This is a genomic window from Thalassospira lucentensis (assembly GCF_011806425.1).
Taxonomy (GTDB): Bacteria; Pseudomonadota; Alphaproteobacteria; order Rhodospirillales; family Thalassospiraceae; genus Thalassospira; species Thalassospira lucentensis_B.
This window is the reverse complement of sequence record NZ_JAATOV010000001.1, coordinates 955,496-979,906: the sequence shown is the minus strand read 5'-3', so window position 1 is coordinate 979,906 and position 24,411 is coordinate 955,496. Positions and strand designations below refer to the sequence as shown.

The window sequence follows — 24,411 nt, the reverse complement described above, 5'->3', positions numbered from 1 at the left end:
GGACCCATTAAGAAATGACCTACTGCGTCGGTTTGATGCTGAAAGAAGGGTTGGTTTTCCTTTCTGATACCCGCACGAATGCTGGCCTTGATAACATTTCGCGCTATCGCAAGATGTTCACGTGGGAAGTCCCCGGTGACCGGGCCATTGTCGCGCTTTCGGCTGGCAACCTTGCGATTACGCAAGCGGTGATGAGCACCTTACAAGAAGCAATCGATGACCCAGAAACCAAGCCGGGCGATTGCATTTTAAGTGCGTCTGGCATGTTCCGCGTGGCCGAGCTTGTCGGTCAAGCCATGCAAAAGGTTCAGCTGAAATACCACGACACACTTGAACAACATAATGAAAGCAGTGCGGCATCGATCATGATCGGTGGCCAGCGCAAAGGCGGCGATCAGCGCCTGTTTCTGGTCTATGCGGCGGGCAACTTTATCGAAGCCACCGAAGACACCCCCTATTTGCAGATCGGCGAACATAAATACGGCAAGCCGATCCTTGATCGCGTGATTACGCCCGAAACCCCAATCCGCGAAGGGGTTAAGGCGGCGTTGTTGTCGATGGATTCGACCCTGCGCTCCAACCTTTCAGTTGGCATGCCGCTTGATCTTGCGGTGCTGCCCGATGACGCGTGCGAATTTTCCGAATTGCGCCGCATCGATGCCGAAGATCCCGGTTTTCATGCCCTGTCATCGGCTTGGTCCGGCGCCCTGCGCGATGCCTTTGCCATGATGCCCGACGAGCATAGCAGCTGATTTCTTTCCGTGATTAATTTGTGGGCTCGACTTCTGTGCGCCCGCAAATTATCTATAAAAACATGAAAGACAAAACGGACACTACGATCACCGGGCGGATTACCCGTGCATTGGCCGATCGCATTATTTCTGGCGATATCCCAGCGGGCACCAAACTCCGTCAAGATCATCTTGCCGAGGAATTTGGCGCAAGCCACGTGCCGGTCCGCGAGGCATTTAGACGTCTGGAAGCACAAGGGCTTGCGATCAGCGAACCCCGCAGAGGTGTGCGTGTCGCCCGTTTTGATATTGCCGAAATCCGCGAAGTCGCAGAAATGCGGGCATCGTTGGAAGTGTTGGCCCTGCGCCATGCCGCCCCTCACTTAACCAGTTCGATCCTTGATCAAGCCGATGCCATCAACCGAACCGGCGAAAACGCACCGGATGTGCGGGCATGGGAAGACGCCAACAAGGCATTCCATCGCATCATTCTAGAGCCCTGTAACATGCCGCGCCTTATGGCGACGATTGATGATTTGCATGCGGCCAGTGCACGTTATCTGTTTTCAGGGTTCCGCACGGAATGGGAAGCCTCGACCGACAGCGACCACCGCGCCATCCTAGCTGCCCTTCGCAGCAATCAAATTGATGTGGCCGCCGCCACCCTTGCCCGGCACGTCAAATGGCTTGGCAGCCAGCCCGGGGACATTCCACGCCGCCGCCCCAAACTGGTCGCACACCAAAACTAAGACAGCACACCTTTAGCATCCGAGGTTTGCCCCGCAGCGCGAGAAAACAGCTGATGGCTGACGGCTGACGGCTGACGGCTGACGGCTGACGGCAGCCCAGACGTTTCTATCCAGAACAATCAAGCCTTTCGGCTTCATGCTTCTACTCGCGTGAATGCCTGTTCAAAGAACTGCTGTGTCGTCTTTTTTGTTAAGGCGAGCGGTGGAATGTGACGCCTCCAGCAGTACTCAAACCCACCTCCCTTGCCTCAGGGCACCGCAAAAAATAAAAATCTATAAAATTTATAGATAATATTTTCCGTTTTAAATCAGTGAACTAAGGCGTACTCGCGCTTGAAACTTGCGATTTCCGCGAAATTTGGAAAATTTCCAATTGATTTCGGGCGCGAGTCACGGCGTAATTAATAGATCAGATGCTGTTTTATAGATAATTTTAACACGAACGCCGATCACACGATCCTAAGACCACATACAGCCCCCATAGAACGATAGGTCGCGGCTTCGCCGAAGGATTTTGTGACGTCTTACACTGAGGTCTGAAAGGGCTGGTCGCGCTTAGGCCAACGCACAGGGCATTAAAAAGGCCGCTTCATGAAGGACACACTTCTAATGCGGCGCCTGCCCCCATTAAGGACATTGTCGCGCCAAACGTTTTGCGCTGCTGACACGCGGTCCTGTTACGGTTCAACCCCCGGAACCCGCACACCGCCCGTGCAGGTTCTATCTGGCGAAGTCCCTGCTCAGTCGGGGCTTCGCCATTTTTTTAGCTGACAGTTTTTGTGGCTTGATGGCACGTGTGCATTGGAACACGCATCTGGCGTCAGTTTGCTTCGGCGGTTTCGCTTGGCTGATATATAAAGCCATGCGCGGGATAAATCCGACCGAACGAACCGAGCGTGTTCATCATACGGACCTGCGACCAATCATTTTTGGGCGATACATCAACCACCGGCTGACGATAATGGACTTTGCCGCGCGTGCGCGAATCACCACCCCAATTGGCTTGGTTCACCAATATCTTACGGTCACTGAGGATCGCAGAAACCACAGCCACATGGCCAAGCTTCAAGCGCGACGTTTTGCGCAAGGTCAAAACAGCACCAACTTGCGGCCGATTTCCGCGCGCATAATTCTTTTTGGCGGCCTGTCCCCACCATGTCCAAGCATCACCATAAATTTGAATGCCCGAAACTTCGCGCGCATAAGGCACGCATTGTAGAAATTTATCGGTGGGGGCAAAGTTATGCAGCGGGGAATGAGGCACACTGACCTTCGTAACCGTCGTAACCGCCTGAACCGAATCGCTGGGCATCGGCCCATCCGATCGTGAAACCGATTTTGCCGTGGTAAAGCAGGCAGATAGCAACAAGCACAATCCGACAATTCCGATCAGGCGCATCTCAGATCCCCAAAAACATCATGATCCGCGACCATAACCACGCAGGGCTTAAACAATTGTTTATTGCCGCAATTGATTTTCATTTCGCACGCCTTTCATCGCAATGCTGAACCCGCCCAATGCGACACAATCGCCAAAACCCGAAAGAGGCGGCGCACAAAATCAAAACACCGGATCCACGTGCGGTATTTTGGATATTTGTGACCTCAGATATCGCACCAAGCAACACACCACCCAGCGCCATGCCGCCGAAACTGGTTGCGCTCCAAAAACTCATCACCCGGCCGCGCAACCGGTCATCGACCGTCAATTGCAAGGCTGTTTGCGATCCCACCCCGACCAAGGTCAAACCCGCACCAGTTATCGCAACCAGAACAACCGCCGCCTCGTACCAAGGTGAAAATCCAAGGCCCAGCATCCCAATTGATGCCCCAAAGGCCCCAAAAATCGTCATGCGCTGATAATCTGCCGCATTTGATCCGACCCGCGATAAAATGAATGTCGACGCCACCGATCCAATCCCACCGGCCGATGCCAAAAGCCCCAACCCAGTAACACCACGCGCATAGACTGCCTCTGCAAAGACGGGCATCAGTTCAACCATTCCGGTCCCCACCAACGAGACAAAGCATGACAATGCCAGCACAGATCGGATCATCGGGTGGTTAAGGGCATATTGCGCCCCATCCACAAGCGACGCCCAGATACGGCGGCTTTTGGCATCCGGTGCGCGTTCTGTGTGGATCGTCACAACGGAAATCACAAAGATCATCGGAAGATAACTGATCGCATTGATCATAAAGGCCGCACCCGTGCCCCATGTGGCAATCACAACACCGCCCACCGCCGGACCAACCAGACGCGAAATATTGAAATTCATCGCCGCATAGGCAACAGCCCGGCTCATGAATTCACGCCGGACAATAACCGGCACCAATGACAGTCGTATTGGCGTCATAGCACTGCCCAGAATCCCCATGGCACCGGCCAGCACCACCATCCAGGGCAGGGTGATCATATCGGCATAGGACAAGCCCATCAGAAGGAACGACACCGCCGCCTGCGCCAGATTGATCATCATCGCGGTACGGCGCAAATCGACCCGGTCGGCTACCACGCCGAAAATCGGACCCAGGAAAAAAGCCGGCGCAAAGTTTAAGGCGGCAATCGTCCCGGTCCAAAATGCAGAGCCGGTCAAAGACCACGCCAGCCAAGACATCGCGATTTTTTGCACCCACAATCCTTGTGTCGTGATGCATTGCCCAACCAAAAACAGGATAAAATTACGATCAGAAAAGATCGAACGCGATGCTTTCTGATCCGACGAAGTGTCATTCACTGGTGATGCAGGGGATTGTTGAGAGTCTGGGCGGCGTGTCGGCACGGAGCTTCCAATCATAGATCAGATTTGGGGCAGCTTGGTATGAGGTATCGTTAGGTAACTCAAGGTCGGATCATGCCAAGATTTCTGGCAGCAAGATGCGGCAACAGTACCTGGAACGGTTGGGCAGGATAGCACATCACCACGTAACAGCGTTGATACTTAGAACAGGTTCATATCTATACGAAAGACATGCAAAATTGATATTAATTCTTCTAAAATCAATTGTAGAATATCCTTCAATCGCGCGTAAAATAACACATAACGAAAGACATAAGCCGACCGCATAAAACGGAAAACGTCCTTGAAACAGACCTTGTGAACCTTCGGGGGATCGCCGCGAATGAACCCATCCTTCCGCGACATCGAACGCGAAAAATTTGCGATCAATCCGAACACATGTCAGTGGACATTGCGGGCAATGACCGCCCTTCGCGCCAATATTGACATCAATATCAAAATGCACGGCGCGCCAGATCATCTGGCGATGGGCGACATTTTTATGTTCAACCATTTCGCCCGGTTTGAAACGTTTATTCCGCAATATCTGATCGCACTTGAAACCGGGGTGTATTGCCGTTCCATCGCATCGGGCGAATTTTTTGCCCAAGACAATACCTTTTCGCGCTATCTGCGGGCACTGGGTGGGGTGCCCAATAATTATCCGCGGCTGTTACCATTTCTTGCCGAAGAAGTCCTTCGCGGCGGCAAGGTGGTGGTATTCCCGGAAGGCGGCATGGTGAAAGACCGGCGCGTCACACATAACGACCGCCCACACCCCAAACACCCGATTTACAGCGTGTATTCCCGATCTGCGGATGCCAGACGGGCGCACCACGCGGGTGCCGCCCTTTTGGGGTTGTGTATCGATGGTTTTAAAATCGGCTTATCGGCCCTGATCGCCAAGGGGGATACGCATGAACTATCGCGTTGGGCCGATATTCTTGATGTCGATGAAGATACGCTGCAGACGGTTTTGGCCAAACAAACCCTGATGTTCCCGGCCAATATTACCTTTCACCCACTGCGCGTGGATCAAAACATCCTGGCCCGGGCGGCGGATATGTTTACCGGCGGGCTTAGCCCGAAAATGGCCGAAGAATTGATCATTGAAGGCAACCTGATGTTCAAGAAGACGGATATGGATATCCGTTTGGGCGATCCGGTCAATCCGCGCGGACAGTTCAACTGGCTTGATCGGCGGCTGTTGGCGCGCCGAGTTGCACGGGCCAAATGCATTGATGATTTGTTTCGCCCGGCCAAAACGCTCGAATCCTTGCCAGAACGGGTCACGCAATATGCCCTGACGCGACACATTTCCCCATTACGCGATCACTGCATGGCGGTGATGTATTCCAACCTGACGATCAATGTCAGTCATCTGGCGTCGCGCCTGATTATGATGTGGCTCGATGATGGGGTTACAGAAGTTGATATCGCGCATTTTGACCGCACGCTGTATCTGGCGATCAAAAACATCCAACAGGCGGACAACGTGCACCTGCATCGCGGCATGCGCAACCCCGCCGATTACATCGGTATTTTTGATCTGAATTGTCCGCAAATCCGATTCTTTATCGACAGTGCCGTGCAACTGGGCCTGATCGAACGGCGCGACGGGAAATACTGTTTCTTGGAAAAGTTACAAGCCGAAGCCGAATTTGATCAGATCCGCATGGGCAACCCGATCATGGTCTATGCCAATGAAATGGCACCGATCCCAGCGGTTTGGCAGGCGCTGGAAAGGGCCCGTGTCGAAGTTGACAATTTAACCGACCAAGACATCGCGCATCGAAAATTTGACGATGAAATCCGTGCTTGGCAGTGGAACCGCACAAAATTCAACAAACCCAAATATGATGCAATTAACGCCCAAGAAACCGCCACGGCTGACAGCCGCCCGTATTTGAATCTGCCCAACGGCAAAACACAGTTCAACCTGGGCATTTTGCTGGTGCATGGCTTTTTGGCGTCCCCGGCGGAATTACGCGACTTGGGCGAAAAACTATCTGCACAGGGCCATGCGGTGATGGGGGTACGCCTTGCGGGTCATGGGACATCACCCCATGAATTGCAAAAACGCAAGTGGACCGACTGGCTGGCATCAGTAAGGCGCGGCTACGATATTCTTGCCCCGTTTTGCGACCAGATCATTATGATTGGCTTTTCGACCGGCGGGGCGCTGGCCGCGATCCACGCAAGCACACATCCCGATAAGCTATCCGCACTCGTGTTGGCCGGAACGCCCCTTAAATTTCGCAATCGCAATCTGATGTTTGTGCCGCTTTTATACGGGGCGAACAAGCTGATGGGGTGGATGCCGTCTGCCCATGAAATGCTGAGCTTCCGAACCAACGAGTCGGAGCATCCCGACATCAATTACCGCCATATCCCCATTGGGGGCTTATATCAGTTGCGCCAAGCCGTGGCCGAGATGCAGCAATGCCTACCGAAACTTGATTGCCCGACCCTGATCTTGCAGGGCGATGCTGATCAGGTCGTCGATCCCGCCAGCGCCACCATGATCAAGCGACTGGCAACCGGGGTTGAAGATATGGATGTGCAGATGCTGAAATCCGACCGCCACGGGATTATCAACGAGGATATTGACGACGCGCATAACCGTATCCTGCAGTTTGTCGAAGCCCATGTCGAAAACCAAACTCAGGCACAAAAGATCGCATAGGGACAATGGCCTCAAGGAACCCAGTCGGCTTAGGATAGAATTGGTCACATCGCCTTGATTAGAAGACACTTAAACCACTGCAGAACACCCCACCAGCAAACAGGGAACCCGCATGAGTAGCTTTGGTGCAGAAGTCATCTGGAAACGCTCGACCACAGAGAAATTTACCGACCGCCGATATTCACGTGCGCATGTCTGGCGCTTTGATGGCGGGGTGGAAGTTCCGGCATCCTCATCACCCCATGTGGTGCCGCTGCCGTATTCGGTCGAAGAAAATGTCGATCCCGAAGAAGCCTATGTCGCAGCATTATCAAGCTGCCATATGCTGTTCTTTCTGCATTTTGCGTCCGACAGTGGGTTTGTGATCGACCAATATGCCGATGCCGCGATTGGCGACATGGCGACAATCGATGGTAAATCCATGATCACCAACGTCACACTGCGCCCCAAGGTCACATATGCCGGTGACGCACCGACCGCCAATGTTGAAGCCGACCTGCATCACCGCGCACACGACGCGTGTTTCTTGGCCAATTCCGTTAAAACAGAAATCACGGTGGCGCCGGTTTCTTAACCGGCATCACAAAGCGCAATGATTAAGCGGTTAAGGGCTTTTGCGCACATAGCGCGTAACGATGCTGCGCACCGCGTTCTAACCCCTTGGCAAAGCTTATATGTTTCTTTTGCGATTTATGGATCTGCTTTAAGTCAAAGTCCGCGACAACTGGATCAAACCCAGCCGTTTTAAGCATTGCGGTGACCTCATTTGCGCGTGCGCCGCTAGAAAAATGCACGCGGGCCAGAATGTCATAATGGGTTTTCATCTGTGGCATCGGATCGGGCGCCTTGCGCAGGCCGAGCGACTGCATCAATCCAGCCATGGCTTGGTTAAGCTTGCTTGCCCAAGTCGGGGACACAAAATCACCGTCGACCACCAAAACCTTCCCACCGGGTTTAAGAACCCGGAACCATTCCGCAAAGGCCGCGGCGGGATCGACCAGCGTCCAAACCAAATGACGTGTGACAATCACGTCATAACTGTCATCTGGCTCCAGCGTGTTTTCCGCATCCCCCAGCAAGAACCGAATATTTGATCCACGCAGCTTTGATTTGGCACGCGCCTTTTCAAGCATGGCTTCGGACCAATCAAGCCCGGTAACGGCAAAGCCAAGATCATCCATCAAATGACTGACCACTGCCGTCCCACTGGCAAGATCAAGTGCACGACGACCATCCCCTTTGCCAAGGTGGCGTTCAAGCAAGGCATGCCAGGCCGCCCGTTCCGTTTCAGAGAAAATTTCATGCCCTGGCTGGGTATCAAAGGTCGCGGCCCGCATCGACCAATATTCTTTGATCTCTTCACGCAGGGAGTAATTGCTGGCTTGGTTCATGCTGTCTGGTGCCCTCATTCGCGCGAAAACGGGATTTCCACGCTTTGTCGTCAATCTCAACTCATCGTCCAAATTGCCTTCTGGCAATTAAATCGCATTATCACTGCAAAACATATTGATTTGCATTCTCAATAACTGATAATCCTCTCGCACGGAAATCCTAAATGAGGGAACGGGAATGAAAATTTTTGGTGCAATCGCAGCGGTAACGATGTTGGTTGCCGGATCGGTACAAGCAGCCGAAACGGTCACCATCACGGATGTCACCGGACGCGAAGTTTCGGTTAACGTGCCGGTAGAGCACGTCATTCTGGGCGAAGGCCGCTTGGTCTATGGTCTTGCGACGCTCGACACCGAAAACCCTTTCGCACGTGTGGTTGGCTGGCGTGATGACCTGGAAAAGGCCGATCCCGAAGGCTTTGAAATTTATGCTGCGAAATACCCAAAGATTAAAGACCTTCCCACTTTTGGCGGCGTAAAAGACGGCAGCTTTGACGTTGAACAGACGATTTCGCTTCAGCCTGACGTCGTAATCATGAACGTTGAATCCAAGGCCGCAACCGAAGATGCCGGTTTTGATGAAAAACTCGAAGCTGTTGGCATTCCACTGGTTTATATCGATTTTCGCGATGCGCCGATGAAAAACACAGAAACCAGCATGCGTATTCTGGGTAAATTGACGGGCAAAGAAGATCGTGCTGAGGAATTTATCAAATTCCGTTCTAACCACATCAAGGTGATCACCGATCGTCTTGCAAAGGCAAACCCGGAAAAACCAAAGGTCTTTATTGAACGTGCCGCAGGCTATTCAGAAGAATGCTGCATGTCCTTTGGCAATGAGAATTTCGGCACAATGGTTGAGATGGCCGGTGGCATCAACATTGCCGCTGACATCATCCCAGGCACCTTTGGCACCATCAATCCAGAACAGGTTGTCGCATCCAACCCCGATCAGTTTGTCGGCACTGGTGGCGATTGGGAAGCATATGCACCGGGCATGGGCTGGGTTCCGGTTGGACCGGGTGCTGACATGGTAGAAGCCAAACGCAAAATGGTCGCGCTAACCGAACGTCCTGCCTTCAGAGGGATTAAAGCCACCCAAAACGGTAACATCCACATTGTTTGGCATCAGTTCTATAACAGCCCGTATCAGTTTGTTGTGATCGAACAGATGGCAAAATGGTTCCATCCGGACCTGTTTGGCGATATCAACCCCGAAGAATCTTTCCGTGAATTGCATGAACGTTTCCTGCCGATTGACTATCAGCCGGGTTACTTCATCTCGATCAAAGATAGCGCCACAAACTAATGACGACCAATCAAGGAAGTATCGAAGCAGGGAGCGTGCAGTACAAGGCACGCTCCTTGCGCCGTTTTTTACTGTTGCTTGCCATGGCGATGGCATTGCTTTTGTCCATTGCAGTCGATCTTGCAACAGGTCCGGCCAACTATGCGTTATCTGACGTGATTTCGACCCTGCTTCATCCGTTTGAAGCAACACGACAAATGCGGGTGGTCATCTGGGAAATCCGCATGCCCGTTGCATTGATGGCGGTGACCGTTGGGGCGGCCCTTTCGACGGCTGGGGCGCAAATGCAGACCATCCTTGCCAACCCGCTTGCCAGTCCGTTTACCCTTGGCATTTCCGCAGCAGCGGGTTTTGGCGCGGCCTTGGCATTGGTTCTGGGCGTTGCGGTGCTTCCGGCCTTTGTTGAATTTATGATTCCGCTAAACGCGTTTGCGATGGCGATGGGGACCGCGCTTATCATCCATTTCTTTAGCCGCATGCGTGGTGTGACGGTCGAAACCATTGTTTTGCTGGGCATCGCGCTGGTCTTTACCTTCAATGCGCTTTTGGCCCTGTTGCAATACCTTGCCAGCGAGCAGGCCTTGGCAGCGGTTGTGTTTTGGACCATGGGCAGTCTGGTCAAAGCAACATGGACCAAGGTTGCCGTGACGGCCGCCGCAGTTGCGATTGCTCTGCCGCTGTTTATCAATCAGGCATGGGCCTTAACCGCCCTTCGTCTGGGTGATGCCAAGGCAGAAAGTTTCGGGGTGAATGTACAAGGGCTTCGTCTGCGCACCATGCTGATTGTCAGTCTTTTGGCGGCAATCCCGGTATCGTTTGTCGGCACCATCGGCTTTATCGGGCTGGTCGGCCCGCACATCGCGCGCATGCTGGTTGGCGAAGATCAACGCTTCTTCTTGCCAGCATCGATACTGTGCGGCGCGCTGATTCTGTCAGCGACCTCTGTGCTTTCAAAAACACTGATTCCGGGGGCCATTCTTCCGATTGGGGTGATTACCGCCCTTGTCGGTGTGCCGTTCTTCTTCTCGTTGATTTTCGCAAGCCGGAGGAAATCATGGTAACGCTGCAGCTTGAAAACCTTGGAACCCGTTATGGCAAAGTGCAGGTGGTTTCAGGGGTCACGACCCCGGTTATCCAGCCGGGCACCGTTACCGCGGTCATTGGCCCCAATGCGGCCGGTAAATCCAGCCTGTTTAAACGCATTGCCGGGCTGGCCAGCGGCGAGGGCAGGGTAAATACCGGATCGGCGGCAAAACAACGCAACACGATTTGCTATATGCCCCAAGATACCGGATCGACCGCCGTTTTGTCGGTATATGAATCGATCATTCTTGCCGCCAAGCAGGGATCAAGCCTGCGCGTGCGCGACGATGAACTCGACCGTATTGATAGCATTCTGGCAGCCTTGCGTATTTCCGACCTTGCCGCACGCAATTTGGGCGAGCTAAGCGGCGGCCAACGCCAATTGGTTGCGATTGCCCAAACATTGGTGCGCGATCCGAAAATCCTTCTGATGGATGAGCCGACCTCTGCCCTTGATCTGCATCGCCAGATGGAAGTTCTGTCGTTTATGCGCGATATCGCCAAGGGACAAAACATCATCGTCATGATTGCCATTCACGACCTGAACCACGCGCTTCAATATTGCGATCATGCCATGGCAATCCGCAATGGCCGCATGGTGACCTATGGCCCCTGTGCCGATGTCATCGACGGCAACCTGTTGCGCGATGTCTATCAGGTGGACGGCCATGTCGAGGTCAACTCGTTGGGCCAAAGCCACGTTGTACTGCGGGGCCCGCACGACGAAACAAAAAGCCGCCAAACCACGGCCGTTATGCATGCCGCTGCCACAGAGACACCATTGGCTGCTCAATAAACGTGCGCGTTTTTAATATCGATTAAAAACTTTGCATTTGCGGAAATTTCTGCTTCCATGGGCGTTAGAACAAATCACATCGTTCTGACGCCCATTTTGCGTCGTATAACATTGAATAATCGGACAGGACCCTGTCTGGCGATGTGACGGATGCTTCAGGAGGCTGAACTTGCAACAAAGCGCGCCCTTTCATTTTGAACGCTTCACCTTTCCCGATCTAAAAACGGTGATGGCAAAGGCAAGCCCGCTTCGGTCTGGCGATGTGCTGGCAGGTCTTGCCGCAGGGTCAGACGAAGAACGGGTGGCCGCACGCTTTGCACTGGCGGATGTGCCACTTAAACAGTTTCTCAGCGACGCCCTGATCCCCTATGAACGTGACGATGTAACGCGCCTGATCATGGATGGGCATGACCCCGACGCTTTTGACGTCGTGTCATCGCTAACCGTGGGCGATTTTCGTAATTGGCTGCTGAGTGATGCGGCCACACCCGAAGCCCTTAAAAGCTTGGCCCCCGGCCTGACGCCGGAAATGGTCGCGGCGGTGTCCAAGCTGATGCGTAATCAGGACCTGATTGCGGTGGCGAAAAAATGCCATGTAGTGACGGGTTTTCGCAATACGGTCGGTTTACCCGGCCATCTTTCTGTGCGCCTGCAACCCAACCATCCGACCGATGATCCCGCCGGGGTTGCCGCCTCGATCCTGGATGGTTTGATGCATGGCAGTGGCGATGCGGTAATTGGCATTAATCCCGCAACGGATAGCCCCGAAGCGATGATTGAGCTTCTGAACCTTATTGATGAAGTACGCGAACGGCTTGATATCCCCACACAATCATGTGTTTTGGCGCATGTGACCACGGCCATTGATGTTATGGCACGCAACGCCCCGGTGGACTTGGTGTTTCAATCAATTGCCGGCACCCAAAAAGCCAATGACAGTTTTGGCATCACCCTTGCCATGCTGGCCGAGGCCGAAGAGGCCGCCAAGGGCCTTAAACGCGGCACGGTTGGCAATAACGTCATGTATTTCGAAACCGGGCAGGGGGCGGCATTATCGGCCGATGCCCACGAAGGGATCGATCAGCAAACCGTTGAAGCACGCGCCTACGCGGTGGCGCGCGCTTATTCACCACTTTTGGTCAATACGGTGGTTGGCTTTATCGGCCCGGAATATCTGTTTGATGGCAAACAAATCACCCGTGCCGGGCTTGAAGACCATTTTTGTGGCAAGTTGCTCGGCGTACCGATGGGATGTGATGTTTGCTACACCAACCATGCCAAAGCCGATCAGGATGATATGGACAATCTGCTCACCCTTTTAGGGGTTGCGGGATGTAACTTTGTCATTGGGGTGCCCGGGGCTGATGACATCATGCTCAATTACCAAAGTACCAGTTTCCATGATGCCATGTATCTGCGATCGACATTGGGGTTGGAGCCTGCACCTGAATTTGCCGAATGGCTGCGCAAGATGGACATCATCGATCAAAACGGTCGCACGCGCCCGCAACTTGACGGGCAGGCCGCGCAAAACCTTTTGGCATGGTCGGGGGCAGCATAATGGCGGATTTAAAACCAACAAACATCGCCGACACCACCCGGAAAAACATCCACAGTGACCTTGATCCGTGGAATGCGCTTCGGGTGCATACGGATGCCCGGATTGGGCTTGGCCGGGTCGGGGATGGCCTGCCGACTGAACGGCTGCTTGAATTTCAAATGGCGCATGCGCGGGCACGCGATTCCGTTCATATGGATTTTGATGCCAGTATCGTGCGCAAAAAACTGACGGATTATGACGGCAAGATCGTTGACGTACATTCGGCTGCCCCGGATCGGGCCACTTATTTACAGCGCCCGGATCTTGGCCGGTTACTTGATGATCCGTCGCGTGACATTCTGCGCAGCTATAAGGGTGATTACGACGTCGTCTTTATTCTTGCTGATGGCCTGTCAGCACGGGCCACCCATGATCAAGCAGCCGACACCGCCCTGAACATTTTGGGGCATCTGGGCGATGATTGGACGGTCGCACCAATCATTTTGGCCGAACAATCGCGTGTCGGGCTGGGCGATGAAATTGGTGCGGCCTTGGGCGCGAAATTAACCGTAATGCTGATCGGGGAACGTCCCGGTCTTTCAAGTGCGGATTCGCTTGGGGCCTATTTGACGTGGGGCCCAAAACCGGGGCGATCAAATGCGGACCGCAATTGCGTTTCCAACATACGGCCCGCCGGCCTTGACCCGAAAAAGGCTGCGAAAAAGATTGCCTATCTAATGCTCGAAGCACGCAAACTGGGCCTGTCGGGAGTCGCACTTAAGGATAATTCATCCAATCCTGCCCTGATTGACACCTAAGTACACAAAAAAGGGGGGTTACACCCCCTTTTTAACGTTCACTGACGATGTTGATCGCAATCAGCCCTGCAAGGCTTCCAAGCCATCTGCCACCATCACCGGATCAAATTCCGTGATTGTATATTCGGCAAGATCATGTTGATGGAACGGATCACGTGTTAGTTCGTCTTCCAATGCCGCCCGGTCGCCCTTGGCCAAAATCACCCCGCCATCGCGCGGTACCTTGCGCCCGGATGCCAGAAACATTCCCTTGCCATACCCGGCCTTGAGCCACGCGATATGACCTTCTATATGCGCATCAACCTGATCAAGCGGCACTTTGTAGCGAAGCGATACAACAAACATATTTGGTCCGATCATACTAATTAGGACGACGAAGCAGGATGCGCCCGGGCAATCAATCGCTCTATGCGCTGGGCATGTGCCTTTTCAACGCGGGCAAGGCTTTCAAACCAGGCAGCAACATCTTCAAGCCCTTCTTCGCGCGCGATGCGCGCCATTTCCGGATAGCTTTTGTCGGCTTCCGCCTGTTCCAACGCCAAAGCCGCATCAAGATTAAGCTGCGTCGTGCCAAGTGCCTTTCCCGTGACTGGATCGCCGGTTTTTTCCAGAAATTCCAGATGGCCAAAAGCATGACCGGTTTCCGCCTCAGCCGCAGCGCGGAAAAACTCGGCGGCCTCGGTATCGCCTTCGATGTCGGCCTGTTGGGCGAAGTAAAGATATCGGCGATTAGTTTGGGATTCCGCGGCAAAGGCTGCGCGCAGGTTTTCCTCGGTACGTGTTCCCTTAAGCGCCATGTGCGCTGTCCTTTTATATTCTTGTTCGCATGGATCGTGATCGACGTTCCACACGAAAGGCGTCAAACAAAAAAGATGGCAAACCAGCTTGGGTTTGCCACCTCTGTATTTGTGCTGAAATGTCTGACCGTCAAGCATCGTGGGACCAATTTGCACCAGTTGGTCCGATATTTCATCTGCCAGTCACCTTTGGATTGCGCCAAAGGTGAAACGGTTCTTCGCCGTCAAAACCCAAGGTGATTTGGGTACAAGCAAATGGATAAAACGATCAGGCCGCGTCGCGCGCAACAGAGTCGCGTTTAAGCCGGAACACAAGATCAACCGACTGCAGCTGCGTACCGCTTGGCACGCTCGGAATGCCTTCGATCTGAACGGCGTCGGCCGGGATATCCGACAGCATACCGTCTTCTTCGCAGTAAAAATGGTAATGCGGTGCGGTGTTGGTATCGAAGTAAGACCGGCCCGAGTCGATGACAATTTCATGGAGCAAACCGGCATCCGTAAACTGGTGCAAGGTGTTATATACCGTTGCCAGCGATACCTTGATGCTGTTGGACATCGCTTCGGAATGCAGCTGCTCGGCTGTAAGATGACGGTGACCGTCTTCAAACATTAACCGCGCCAAAGCCAGACGCTGCCGCGTTGGGCGAAGATTGGCATCTTTAAGACGGTTCAACGCGTTGGTGTATGGACGTGCGGCGGTGCTCATTGTCTTGCCCCTTAAATTTCGTGACGGGCTTTAAACGTGGTTCTTACGCCCGATCAATTTCGAGGGTACCTTAGGGAACCTTTGCGCGTGGTTCTTTGATTTTGATCAACTCCAACCTGCTCAAAATCCGCCGTCTTAACGATAATGGACAATAAAAAAGGGCCGGAAAAATCCGGCCCTTTGTATTTTTCTTTTAGAACGGTGCGTTAGTCACCGGTCATGATGCGATCAACAAGCTGTTTTACCGTCGGAATATTGCCGTTGGCATAGAACGGATCTTCGCCAAACTTATAAGCATTATGCCCAGCAAACATCAGTTCGTTTTCAACTTCGGCACCATGCGCAATGTTCTGCAGCGTTTTCTGAATACAGAAAGAACGCGGATCGGCCCGCTTGCCGGTCGTACCGGTGTGCTGTTCCCAGTTAGAGAACTGGCATTGTGACAAGCACCCCATGCAATCGATCTGGTCTTTTTTGACCGTCAGCGCGCTTTCAGGGGTCAAGAACACCATGGTTTCATCCGGGGTCGGCATGCCTTCGGTGTAACCAGCTTCAAGCCAGCCACGCACCTTATCGGCATCGTCTTCGCGGACATAGATCGGACGCCCACGACGGCCCAGCGGAATACCAACATGCAAGTCGGCCTCAGCGGTACGTGAATAACGTACCTGACGATCCGAACGCTGATGCAGGTCTTCAAGGAACGCGTTACGTACCGCCGAGCTATAAAAGCCCGTCGGGCTGAATTTATGCAGCGATACTTCACCGTTCTTAAGCGTGGTCAGGCGCTGTTTCCATTCGTCGGAAATCTCGCTTTCCTGGGTCAGAAGCGGACGGGTACCGAACTGGAAGGCCACCGGGGCGACTTCCGGATTGTCGATCCAGTCTTCAAAATCACGCAGGTACCAGACACCACCAGCCATCAGAATTGGCACATGGTTCAGACCAACCGAATTCATAAAGGTACGCAGATCGCGGACACGCGGGAACGGATCTTCTGGCACCAGAGGATCTTCGGAATTGGACAGACCATTATGGCCACCTGCACGCCATGGATCTTCATAGACCACGCCGCCCAGCCATTCTGGAATCTTTTTGTAAGACCGCAGCCACAACGCACGGAACGCACGGGCCGAGGATACGATCGGGTAATAATGAACGCCGTAATTCGCGGCGATCTGTGCAATTTTATAGGGCATACCCGCGCCACAGGTTACCCCATGCACGAGCCCTTTGGTGCCTTCAAGAACACCTTCCAGGATCGGTTCAGCACCGCCCATTTCCCACAATACGTTCATGTGCAAACGGCCTTCGCCGTTGCGCATTTCGTGGGCAATTTGCGCCTGTGCAATACCGCCGCGGATACCGTTAGCAATCAGTTCCTGATGCCGGTCACCACGGGTTTTACCTGTATATTCTACCGGGATAATGTTGCCGTTTTCGTCATACGAGTCGGCATTAACAGCGGAAAAAGTCCCGATACCGCCGGCGGCAGCCCATGCGCCGGAACTTTTGCCCGTCGAGACAGCGACGCCTTTGCCACCTTCGATAACTGGCAAGACTTCTTTACCCGACATGACGAGCGGATTGAGGGCTTTCAAGTTCGTCTCTCCCATTCGGCAATTTGCCAGCGACACCCCTGCATCGCTATGACTGCCGGACGACGTTTCGTTTTTATCGTCGTCCGGCATTCAAGTTGCTTATTCGGCGTCGCCTGCGTCGAGGTCAGCACCGGTTTCCTGGTCGACACGTTTCATCGACAGTTTGATCTTACCGCGATCATCGAAACCGATGACTTTGACTTTTACAGCGTCGCCTTCTTTCACGATGTCCGAAACCTGTTTGACACGCTCAGGTGCCAGTTCGGAAATGTGAACCAGACCGTCACGTGCGCCAAAGAAGTTCACGAACGCACCAAAATCGACGGCCTTAACGACCTTACCATCATAGATATGATTCAATTCAGGTTCCGCAACGATGGACTTGATCCAATCGACTGCTTGTTTGCCTTTTGCACCATCGGTATGTGCGACGGTGATCGAACCATCATCTTCGATATCGACTTTCGCGCCGGTTTCTTCGCAGATTTCGCGAATGACCTTACCGCCCGAACCGATGACATCACGAATTTTGTCTTTCGGGATCGAGAACTGGGTAATGGTCGGTGCGTTGCCCGAAACTTCACCACGTGCTTCCGGAAGCGCCTTGGACATTTCGCCAAGGATGTGCAAACGGCCATCACGTGCCTGTTTCAATGCAATCTGCATGATCTCAGCGGTCACCGAAGTGATTTTGATGTCCATTTGTAGCGACGTAATACCATTTTCGGTACCCGCAACTTTAAAGTCCATGTCACCAAGGTGATCTTCATCACCCATGATGTCAGACAGAACAGCAAAATCGTCGGCTTCTTTGATCAGGCCCATCGCAATACCTGCGACCGGACGCGTCAGCGGAACACCGGCATCCATCATGGCAAGCGAACTTGCGCAAACCGTCGCCATCGAAGACGAACCGTTTGATTCGGTTACTTCCGAAACAATACGGGTGGTGTACGGGAAGACGTCTTTGGTCGGCATCAACGGATGCAACGCGCGCCATGCCAGTTTACCGTGACCGATTTCACGACGGCCCGGCGAACCCATACGGCCAGCTTCACCAACCGAGTACGGCGGGAAGTTGTAATGCAGCATGAAGCTTTCACGGTATTCACCGTCAAGCGCATCAACGATCTGTTCGTCCTGGCCAGTACCAAGGGTCACAACGGCAAGCGCCTGAGTTTCACCACGGGTGAAGATCGACGAGCCATGCGAACGCGGCAGAACCGAAACTTCGCCCATGATCGGACGAACGTCGGCACCGGTACGGCCATCGATACGTTTGCCGGTTTTCAGGATCGCACCGCGAACGATGTCTTTTTCCAGATCCTTAATGATCGACGAAACTTTGCCTTTCAGCGCGTCCGGAACATCATCACCGAGTTTCTCGACGATTTCAGCTTTGGCAGCCGAAACAGCAGCCGAACGTTCCTGTTTGACAACGTGGCTATATGCCTGGGTCAGGGCATCGGTGCCAAGACCAGCAATTTTTTCGACCAGCGCGTCATAACCTTCTGGCAGTTCTGCAACCGCACGCGGTTCTTTGGCTGCATCTTCGGCCAGATCGATGATCAGGTCGAGAACGCCTTGGAACTGATCGTGACCGAATTTAACAGCGCCAAGCATAACTTCTTCAGAAAGCTCGGATGCTTCGGACTCAACCATCATCACGCCATCGCGGGTACCCGCAACAACAAGATCAAGATCGCCTTCTTTGATCGTATCGGTCGCCGGATTGAGGATGTACTCACCGTCTTTGTAACCAACACGTGCCGCACCAATCGGGCCGAGGAACGGCAGACCAGAAATGGTCAATGCCGCAGACGTACCAATCATGGCAACCACATCCGGGTCGTTTTCCATGTCGTGGGACAGAACGGTACAAACGATCTGGGTGTCGTTACGATACAGCGGGTGGAACAGCGGGCGGATCGGACGGTCGATCAAACGCGAAACAAGGGTTTCTTTTTCCGACGGACGGCCTTCACGCTTAAAGAACCCCCCCGGGATTTTGCCAGCGGCAAATGCTTTTTCCTGGTAGTTCACGGTCAGCGGGAAAAAGTCGACATCCGGGCGCGGCTGTTTTGCGCCAACAGCAGTACAAAGAACAACGGTTTCACCAAGGGTGACCTTAACCGCACCATCAGCCTGACGGGCAATTTTACCGGTTTCAAGGGTCAGTTTGGCATTGCCCCACTGCATTTCCTTACGGACGACATTAAACATTATTTTTCTCTTCCTCTTACAAACCTCTGGCGGACCCATATTCGTACACGAGTTCCGAACACATTAATCATGAGGCTTTCGTAACAGCGTCATAATTAATGGGTCCGGATTAAGCATCTGGTCGGCCCATCCGACCTTACTTCTCGTGCCCCGATCCACCGGAGCAATAAAAAACGACGGCGGAGGTGACCCTCCGCCGCAGTTCGAAATCAGCGGCGAATGCCGAGACGTTCAATGATCGTCTCGTAACGCGACTGGTCTTTGCGCTGCAGATACTTGAGCAGACGGCGACGCTGACCAACCATCATGAGAAGACCACGACGGCTATGGAAGTCGTGCTTGTGCTCTTTCATGTGCTCGGTAAGGTTCTTGATCCGTTCGGTCAGGATTGAAACCTGTACTTCGGGGGAACCGGTGTCACCTTCTTTCTGACCAAATTCTTTGATCAGCTCGGATTTGCGTTCAGCAGTAATCGACATCAGGCATCCTTTCGCCTTTAGAGATTAAAAACACGCACAGGTCGAATTTCGCCACCACTTATCTCAGCCAACGCAACAGCGCGGTCATTGAGCATGGCACAGACGATCTCGTCCTGCACGACGGGGTTTTCGAGGGCACTTCGCTTTGCAACCGGCAACAATCCAACGGATTGGCCAGATGAAAGGCGTTGCGCCTCGACTTCGGTCAGGGCCAGCGCCGGGATGTCGTCCAGCGCGGTCTCAACCGGAAGCATTTTCTTCAACACCTCTTCGGGGTCCATTTCGAGCAGATCCTGCAAACGAATGGAATCACCTTCCGAAAATGGCCCCGCCGACGTACGGCGAAGCCCGGCGATATAGCCGACAGTCCCAAGGCGCAGCGCAATATCGCGCGCCAAAGATCGCATATATGCCCCTTTGCCCGATACAACATCGAACACAGCATGATCGCGATCTGGCATGTCGACCAGTCGAAGATCCTTGATCAGAATCGGACGCGGTTTTAACACCACGTCTTCATCGCGGCGCGCCAGATCATAGGCACGCTTGCCATTGACCTTGATCGCCGAAAACTTTGGCGGCACCTGCTGAATTTCACCAATGAATTCATTCAGCACAGCCTTAATTTCGTCTGCGCTCGGACGATGGTCGGACGTTTCAATAACGTCGCCTTCTGCATCATCCGTGCTGCGTGCTTCGCCGAATTTCAGCGTCACACGATAACTTTTGCTGCCATCCATGACATATGCAACCGTTTTGGTCGCTTCGCCAAAGGCAATTGGCAACACACCAGACGCCAGCGGGTCAAGAGTCCCACCGTGTCCAGCCTTGGCCGCATCTAACAGACGACGCACCTGATTGACCACAGTCGATGACGTGATCTCAAGGGGCTTATCGACGGCCAGCCAGCCATTAATACTATTCCCGCGACGACGACGCGCCATCAGTCGTCCTCATTTTCCGGCTCATTTGAACCGTTATCCGAAATATCTTGGGCCACGTGCGGATCGCGCAACAAGGCGCCGATATGATCCGCGACATCAAAACTTTTGTCTTCGACAAATCGCAATGCAGGCACATATTTCATGTGCACCTTTTGGGCCACATGGTTGCGCAGATGACCTTTCTGACGCGTCAAAGCCTTAAGCGAGCTTTCCGCGTCCCCCCCGCCAAGTGGCGTGAAGGAGATCATCGCATTGCGCATATCCGGTGAAAGACTGACGCCCGTAATGGTAACCGGGCGCCGGGTCAGTTCCGGTTCGTAAATATCACCGCGTTCCAATGCCTGCGACAGCGCCTGGCGGATTTCTTCCGCCACGCGAAGCTGTCGCTGACTTGGTGCTTTGGCTGGTTGCTTCGCCATTTCGTTCCTCACCGCCTTACAGTTCGACAGCGATTTCCTCGTTTTCGAAGCACTCGATCACATCGCCGACCTGCAGATCATTATACTTGGCGAAGGACATACCACATTCATAGCCCTCACGGACTTCTTTGACTTCGTCCTTGAAGCGACGCAGGGTCGAGAGTTCGCCCGAGTGGATGACAACGTTGTCGCGCAGAAGGCGGACACCCGCACCACGTTTGACGGTACCTTCGGTAACCATACAACCGGCGATCTTGTTGCCAGAGATGGTAAACAGGTCGCGGATTTCGGCGTAACCCAGGAACTTCTCGCGAACTTCTGGTGACAGCATACCCGACAGCATCTTTTTGATGTCATCTGCAACATCATAGATGATCGAATAGTAACGAATATCCACGTTGTCGCGGCGTGACTGTTCACGGGCCTGCTGGTTCGCACGCACGTTAAAGCCGATGATCAACGCATTCGATGCACGGGCAAGGGTGACATCCGACTCGTTGATACCGCCAACGCCACTGTGCAGGACGCGAACCGAAACTTCTTCGTTACCAAGCTTCTGCAAGGTGCCGATAAGGGCTTCGACAGAACCCTGCACGTCACCTTTGATGACGATCGGAAGTTCTTTAACTTCGCCGCTTTGTGCGAACATGTTTTCAAGTGCGGATTTCTTCATCGCCGCAGCCTGCGTTTCGCGGATACGACGCTGACGGAAATCAGAAACTTCACGTGCTTTGGCTTCGTTTTCGACAACCACGAAGTCATCACCAGCCGACGGAACACCGTTCAGGCCGGTGACCTCAACAGGCATGCCCGGAATGGCGTCGGCAACACGGGTACCGTGATCATCGATCAAGGCACGTACACGGCCCCACTCAGCACCGGAAACAAAGATATCACCGGTTTTCAAAGTGCCGCGCTGAACCAGAACGGTTGCAACTGGACCACGGCCTTTTTCCATACGGGCTTCGACGACAACGCCGTCGGCAACACGTTTCGGATTGGCTTTAAGGTCAAGAACCTCAGACTGCAGCAAGATGGCTTCTTCAAGCTCGGTCAGGCCAAGACGCTGTTTCGCCGAAACTTCAACAGCCTGGACGTCACCGCCCATTTCCTCGACCACGACTTCATGCTGAAGCAGCTGGGTCTTAACGCGTGAGACATCCGCACCCGGCTTGTCGATTTTGTTGATCGCAATAATCATCGGAACACCAGCAGCCTTGGCGTGGCTAATGGCTTCGATCGTTTGCGGCATGACCGAGTCATCGGCAGCAACAACAAGAACAACGATATCGGTAACCTTCGCACCGCGCGAACGCATTTCGGTAAATGCAGCGTGGCCCGGGGTATCGATGAAGGTGATTTTCGCACCGGTCGCCATGGTGACCTGATACGCACCAATGTGCTGGGTAATACCACCGGCTTCACCGCTGGCAACGTCGGTTGCGCGCAGGGCATCAAGCAGAGAGGTTTTACCGTGGTCAACGTGGCCCATGACGGTCACGACCGGCGGACGGCCGACCAGCTGATCGTCATTTTCATCAACAGATACCAGCGATTCTTCGATATCAGCGTCCGAAACACGTTTCATGTTATGGCCGAATTCTTCGACAACAAGCTGTGCAGTATCCGGATCAAGGCTCTGGTTGATGGTGGCCATAACGCCCATGCCCATCAGGCACTTGATTACATCTGCAGCACGTTCAGCCATACGGTTGGCAAGTTCCTGAACGGTAATGACGTCAGGGACGACCACATCACGCACGACTTTCTCCTTAGGTTTTTGCGGACCCTGGGCACGGGCCTTTGCTTTTGCCTGCTGGCGTTTGATCGATGCCATCGAACGACGACGACCACTTTCGTCACCGCTCATGGCATTGTTGATCGACAGTTTGCCGCGACGGCGCCCATCATCAGTTTTGGCGCGCGCAGCACCGCCTTTTGCCTCTTCCTCGGCGCGCTTACGCGCTGCCAGACGGGCATTTTCTTCGTCAATTTCCTTGCGGCTTTTGGTCTTGGCTGCGGCCGGCGCTGCACGGCGACGTTCCTCAGGCACAAGCGGTTCCGCCGGCTCGCCGGGCATGATTTCCTCAGCGGCTTTTGGTTTACCAACCGGTTTTGGTTTGGACGTTTTGCCTTTTGCCGTCGAAGCAGCAATCGATTTCTCGACATCTTCGACAGAAACAGAATCGTCTTTCGGCGATGCTTCTTCTGCTTTCTCAGCAGCTTTCGCTTCTTCGGCCTTACGCGCTTCTTCTTCGACTTTGCGTGCAGCTTCTTCGCGCGCACGCACCTCAGCTTCGGCCTCTTCCTGCTTGCGGCGCTCTTCAGCAGCCTTCAAAGCAGCCATACGGGTGGCACGCTCGCTGTTGGTAAGATTGCCGTGGTCTTCAACGACCGGGCGTTTCTTGGCTTGTTTAGCCGGTTCTTTTTTAACTTCCGGCTCTGGCTTGGCTTCCGGTGCCGCTTGCGGCTCCTCTGCCACGAGATCCTTTTTCACTTCACGGAAGCGGCCGGATTCGTTCTTTTCGAATGTCCGCTTCTTGCGCACTTCGACGGTCACAGATTTGGACCGTCCGTGTGAGAAGTTTTGGCGAACCTGCCCTGCCTCGACCGTCTTGCTCAATTCAAGTTTCGATCTGTTGAGGCTCAGCGGTTTCTTCTCCTGATCGCGATCACTCATAATCCGTCCAACTTCCTCATTTCCTGCGGGATCAACTTCACATGTCGATCCTGTCCTGTCCGTCCGGCGCATGCCTGTTGTCAGACTGCGCGAAATCCTTCAAGCCGCTTCAAGGAACGACCCAGCTGTTTAGCCAAGCCTCCTGGCGCAACGGCCACATGTACTGCTTTTTCGCGACCAAAAGCCGCGCCGATTTCAGCAGCGTCCAGAACGGAATAAATCGGCAGATACCGGGCCTTGGCCTCGATCTTGGATTTTCCGTCCGCAGCACCATCGCGTGCTGCCAATATCATCGCCGCACCCTCAGCAATCTGGGCACGTACTTTTTCAAACCCGGCAACGGCTTGACCGGCACGTCGTGCAAGCGACAACAGATCAAGACATTTCTGCGTAAGCAGCTGTTCGATCCGGTCTGCAAGCTCGGAGTCGATCACGACTTTTTGCCGTGCCGCCCGGGCAAAGGCATTCTTTGCACAAGCGGTATTTATCACATCCCGCGACGGGCACAACCATAATCCCCGTCCCGGTAACCGTTCTTCAAGGTCGGGAACGACCGAACCATCTGGTCCGATCACAACCCTGAGAAGATCTTCCTTGGGCCGGACTTCGCCGGTGACGATACACCGGCGTTCCGGAACCTCGGCTACCTTGCCGCCTTTGCGATGCGACATGGCGT

At 53.7% G+C, this 24,411-nt stretch carries 22 protein-coding genes; 9 read left to right on the top strand and 13 right to left on the bottom strand.

Annotated elements, in window-relative coordinates:
* The first annotated feature begins 14 nt into the window (after positions 1 to 14).
* Both HCZ99_RS04580 and HCZ99_RS04575 read left to right on the top strand, forming a co-directional pair.
* Positions 15 to 752, top strand: a complete 738-nt coding sequence (locus HCZ99_RS04580; protein WP_167445648.1) for a proteasome-type protease — start codon at positions 15 to 17, stop codon at positions 750 to 752.
* 62 nt (positions 753 to 814) lie between these two features.
* Positions 815 to 1,480: a GntR family transcriptional regulator gene (locus HCZ99_RS04575; RefSeq protein WP_167445647.1), complete on the top strand. Its 666-nt coding sequence runs from the start codon at positions 815 to 817 to the stop codon at positions 1,478 to 1,480.
* An 820-nt stretch (positions 1,481 to 2,300) separates the two neighbouring features.
* Here HCZ99_RS04575 and HCZ99_RS04570 read toward each other — a convergent pair.
* Together HCZ99_RS04570 and HCZ99_RS04565 are read right to left on the bottom strand one after the other, a co-directional pair.
* Positions 2,301 to 2,879 carry a CHAP domain-containing protein gene (locus tag HCZ99_RS04570; protein WP_167445646.1) on the bottom strand — a complete coding sequence of 193 codons (579 nt, stop codon included), beginning with the start codon at positions 2,877 to 2,879 and terminating at the stop codon, positions 2,301 to 2,303.
* A gap of 79 nt (positions 2,880 to 2,958) precedes the next feature.
* Complete coding sequence (locus HCZ99_RS04565) at positions 2,959 to 4,218, bottom strand: MFS transporter (RefSeq protein ID WP_368484226.1); 1,260 nt, start codon at positions 4,216 to 4,218, stop codon at positions 2,959 to 2,961.
* A 385-nt stretch (positions 4,219 to 4,603) separates the two neighbouring features.
* Here HCZ99_RS04565 and HCZ99_RS04560 point away from each other — a divergent pair, with 385 nt between their 5' ends.
* Together HCZ99_RS04560 and HCZ99_RS04555 are read left to right on the top strand one after the other, a co-directional pair.
* A complete protein-coding gene (locus tag HCZ99_RS04560; protein WP_167445644.1) occupies positions 4,604 to 6,946 on the top strand; it encodes an alpha/beta hydrolase in 2,343 nt (780 codons plus the stop codon).
* A 112-nt stretch (positions 6,947 to 7,058) separates the two neighbouring features.
* Positions 7,059 to 7,520 (top strand): OsmC family protein, encoded by a 462-nt coding sequence (locus HCZ99_RS04555; RefSeq protein WP_167445643.1) that lies wholly within the window; start codon positions 7,059 to 7,061, stop codon positions 7,518 to 7,520.
* Between the two features lie 22 nt (positions 7,521 to 7,542).
* Here the strand turns inward: HCZ99_RS04555 and HCZ99_RS04550 are convergent, their stop codons facing one another.
* On the bottom strand, positions 7,543 to 8,337 hold the full coding sequence (locus HCZ99_RS04550; protein WP_167445642.1) for a class I SAM-dependent methyltransferase: 795 nt from the start codon (positions 8,335 to 8,337) through the stop codon (positions 7,543 to 7,545).
* Positions 8,338 to 8,515: 178 nt separating this feature from the next.
* Between HCZ99_RS04550 and HCZ99_RS04545 the strand changes: the two genes are divergently transcribed.
* The 5 genes from HCZ99_RS04545 to eutC all read left to right on the top strand — a co-directional run bounded on the left by HCZ99_RS04545 (position 8,516) and on the right by eutC (position 13,883).
* A complete protein-coding gene (locus HCZ99_RS04545; RefSeq protein ID WP_167445641.1) occupies positions 8,516 to 9,646 on the top strand; it encodes an ABC transporter substrate-binding protein in 1,131 nt (376 codons plus the stop codon).
* Positions 9,646 to 10,707 carry a FecCD family ABC transporter permease gene (locus HCZ99_RS04540; RefSeq protein WP_167445640.1) on the top strand — a complete coding sequence of 354 codons (1,062 nt, stop codon included), beginning with the start codon at positions 9,646 to 9,648 and terminating at the stop codon, positions 10,705 to 10,707. Before HCZ99_RS04545 ends, HCZ99_RS04540 begins: the two co-directional genes overlap by 1 nt.
* Positions 10,701 to 11,525: an ABC transporter ATP-binding protein gene (locus HCZ99_RS04535; RefSeq protein ID WP_167445639.1), complete on the top strand. Its 825-nt coding sequence runs from the start codon at positions 10,701 to 10,703 to the stop codon at positions 11,523 to 11,525. Before HCZ99_RS04540 ends, HCZ99_RS04535 begins: the two co-directional genes overlap by 7 nt.
* A gap of 229 nt (positions 11,526 to 11,754) precedes the next feature.
* Complete coding sequence (locus HCZ99_RS04530; RefSeq protein ID WP_254869477.1) at positions 11,755 to 13,086, top strand: ethanolamine ammonia-lyase subunit EutB; 1,332 nt, start codon at positions 11,755 to 11,757, stop codon at positions 13,084 to 13,086.
* Positions 13,086 to 13,883 (top strand): ethanolamine ammonia-lyase subunit EutC, encoded by a 798-nt coding sequence (eutC, locus tag HCZ99_RS04525; RefSeq protein WP_217701453.1) that lies wholly within the window; start codon positions 13,086 to 13,088, stop codon positions 13,881 to 13,883. Before HCZ99_RS04530 ends, eutC begins: the two co-directional genes overlap by 1 nt.
* A gap of 60 nt (positions 13,884 to 13,943) precedes the next feature.
* On the opposite strand, the gene HCZ99_RS04520 is transcribed toward eutC, so the two are convergent.
* The 10 genes from HCZ99_RS04520 to HCZ99_RS04475 all read right to left on the bottom strand — a co-directional run bounded on the left by HCZ99_RS04520 (position 13,944) and on the right by HCZ99_RS04475 (position 24,406).
* Positions 13,944 to 14,228: a YciI family protein gene (locus HCZ99_RS04520; protein ID WP_167445637.1), complete on the bottom strand. Its 285-nt coding sequence runs from the start codon at positions 14,226 to 14,228 to the stop codon at positions 13,944 to 13,946.
* Between the two features lie 20 nt (positions 14,229 to 14,248).
* Positions 14,249 to 14,680: a rubrerythrin family protein gene (locus HCZ99_RS04515; RefSeq protein WP_167445636.1), complete on the bottom strand. Its 432-nt coding sequence runs from the start codon at positions 14,678 to 14,680 to the stop codon at positions 14,249 to 14,251.
* Positions 14,681 to 14,948: 268 nt separating this feature from the next.
* Positions 14,949 to 15,389 (bottom strand): iron response transcriptional regulator IrrA, encoded by a 441-nt coding sequence (gene irrA, locus HCZ99_RS04510; RefSeq protein WP_167445635.1) that lies wholly within the window; start codon positions 15,387 to 15,389, stop codon positions 14,949 to 14,951.
* Between the two features lie 206 nt (positions 15,390 to 15,595).
* Complete coding sequence (locus HCZ99_RS04505) at positions 15,596 to 16,990, bottom strand: NAD(P)H-dependent flavin oxidoreductase (RefSeq protein ID WP_167445634.1); 1,395 nt, start codon at positions 16,988 to 16,990, stop codon at positions 15,596 to 15,598.
* Between the two features lie 99 nt (positions 16,991 to 17,089).
* Positions 17,090 to 19,213, bottom strand: coding sequence for a polyribonucleotide nucleotidyltransferase (gene pnp / locus HCZ99_RS04500; protein ID WP_167445633.1), 2,124 nt, complete (start codon positions 19,211 to 19,213; stop codon positions 17,090 to 17,092).
* 209 nt (positions 19,214 to 19,422) lie between these two features.
* Positions 19,423 to 19,692, bottom strand: a complete 270-nt coding sequence (gene rpsO, locus HCZ99_RS04495) for a 30S ribosomal protein S15 (protein WP_167445632.1) — start codon at positions 19,690 to 19,692, stop codon at positions 19,423 to 19,425.
* A gap of 17 nt (positions 19,693 to 19,709) precedes the next feature.
* Positions 19,710 to 20,636, bottom strand: coding sequence for a tRNA pseudouridine(55) synthase TruB (gene truB / locus HCZ99_RS04490; RefSeq protein ID WP_167445631.1), 927 nt, complete (start codon positions 20,634 to 20,636; stop codon positions 19,710 to 19,712).
* Positions 20,636 to 21,055, bottom strand: coding sequence for a 30S ribosome-binding factor RbfA (rbfA, locus tag HCZ99_RS04485; protein WP_167445630.1), 420 nt, complete (start codon positions 21,053 to 21,055; stop codon positions 20,636 to 20,638). The genes truB and rbfA overlap by 1 nt, the downstream gene beginning before the upstream one ends.
* A 16-nt stretch (positions 21,056 to 21,071) precedes the next feature.
* The gene (gene infB, locus HCZ99_RS04480) at positions 21,072 to 23,735 is read right to left on the bottom strand and encodes a translation initiation factor IF-2 (RefSeq protein WP_167445629.1); all 2,664 of its coding nucleotides are present in this window, start codon (positions 23,733 to 23,735) and stop codon (positions 21,072 to 21,074) included.
* 80 nt (positions 23,736 to 23,815) lie between these two features.
* Entirely contained in the window at positions 23,816 to 24,406 is a 591-nt protein-coding gene (locus HCZ99_RS04475) for an RNA-binding protein (protein ID WP_167445628.1), read from the bottom strand.
* Positions 24,407 to 24,411 lie beyond the last annotated feature (5 nt).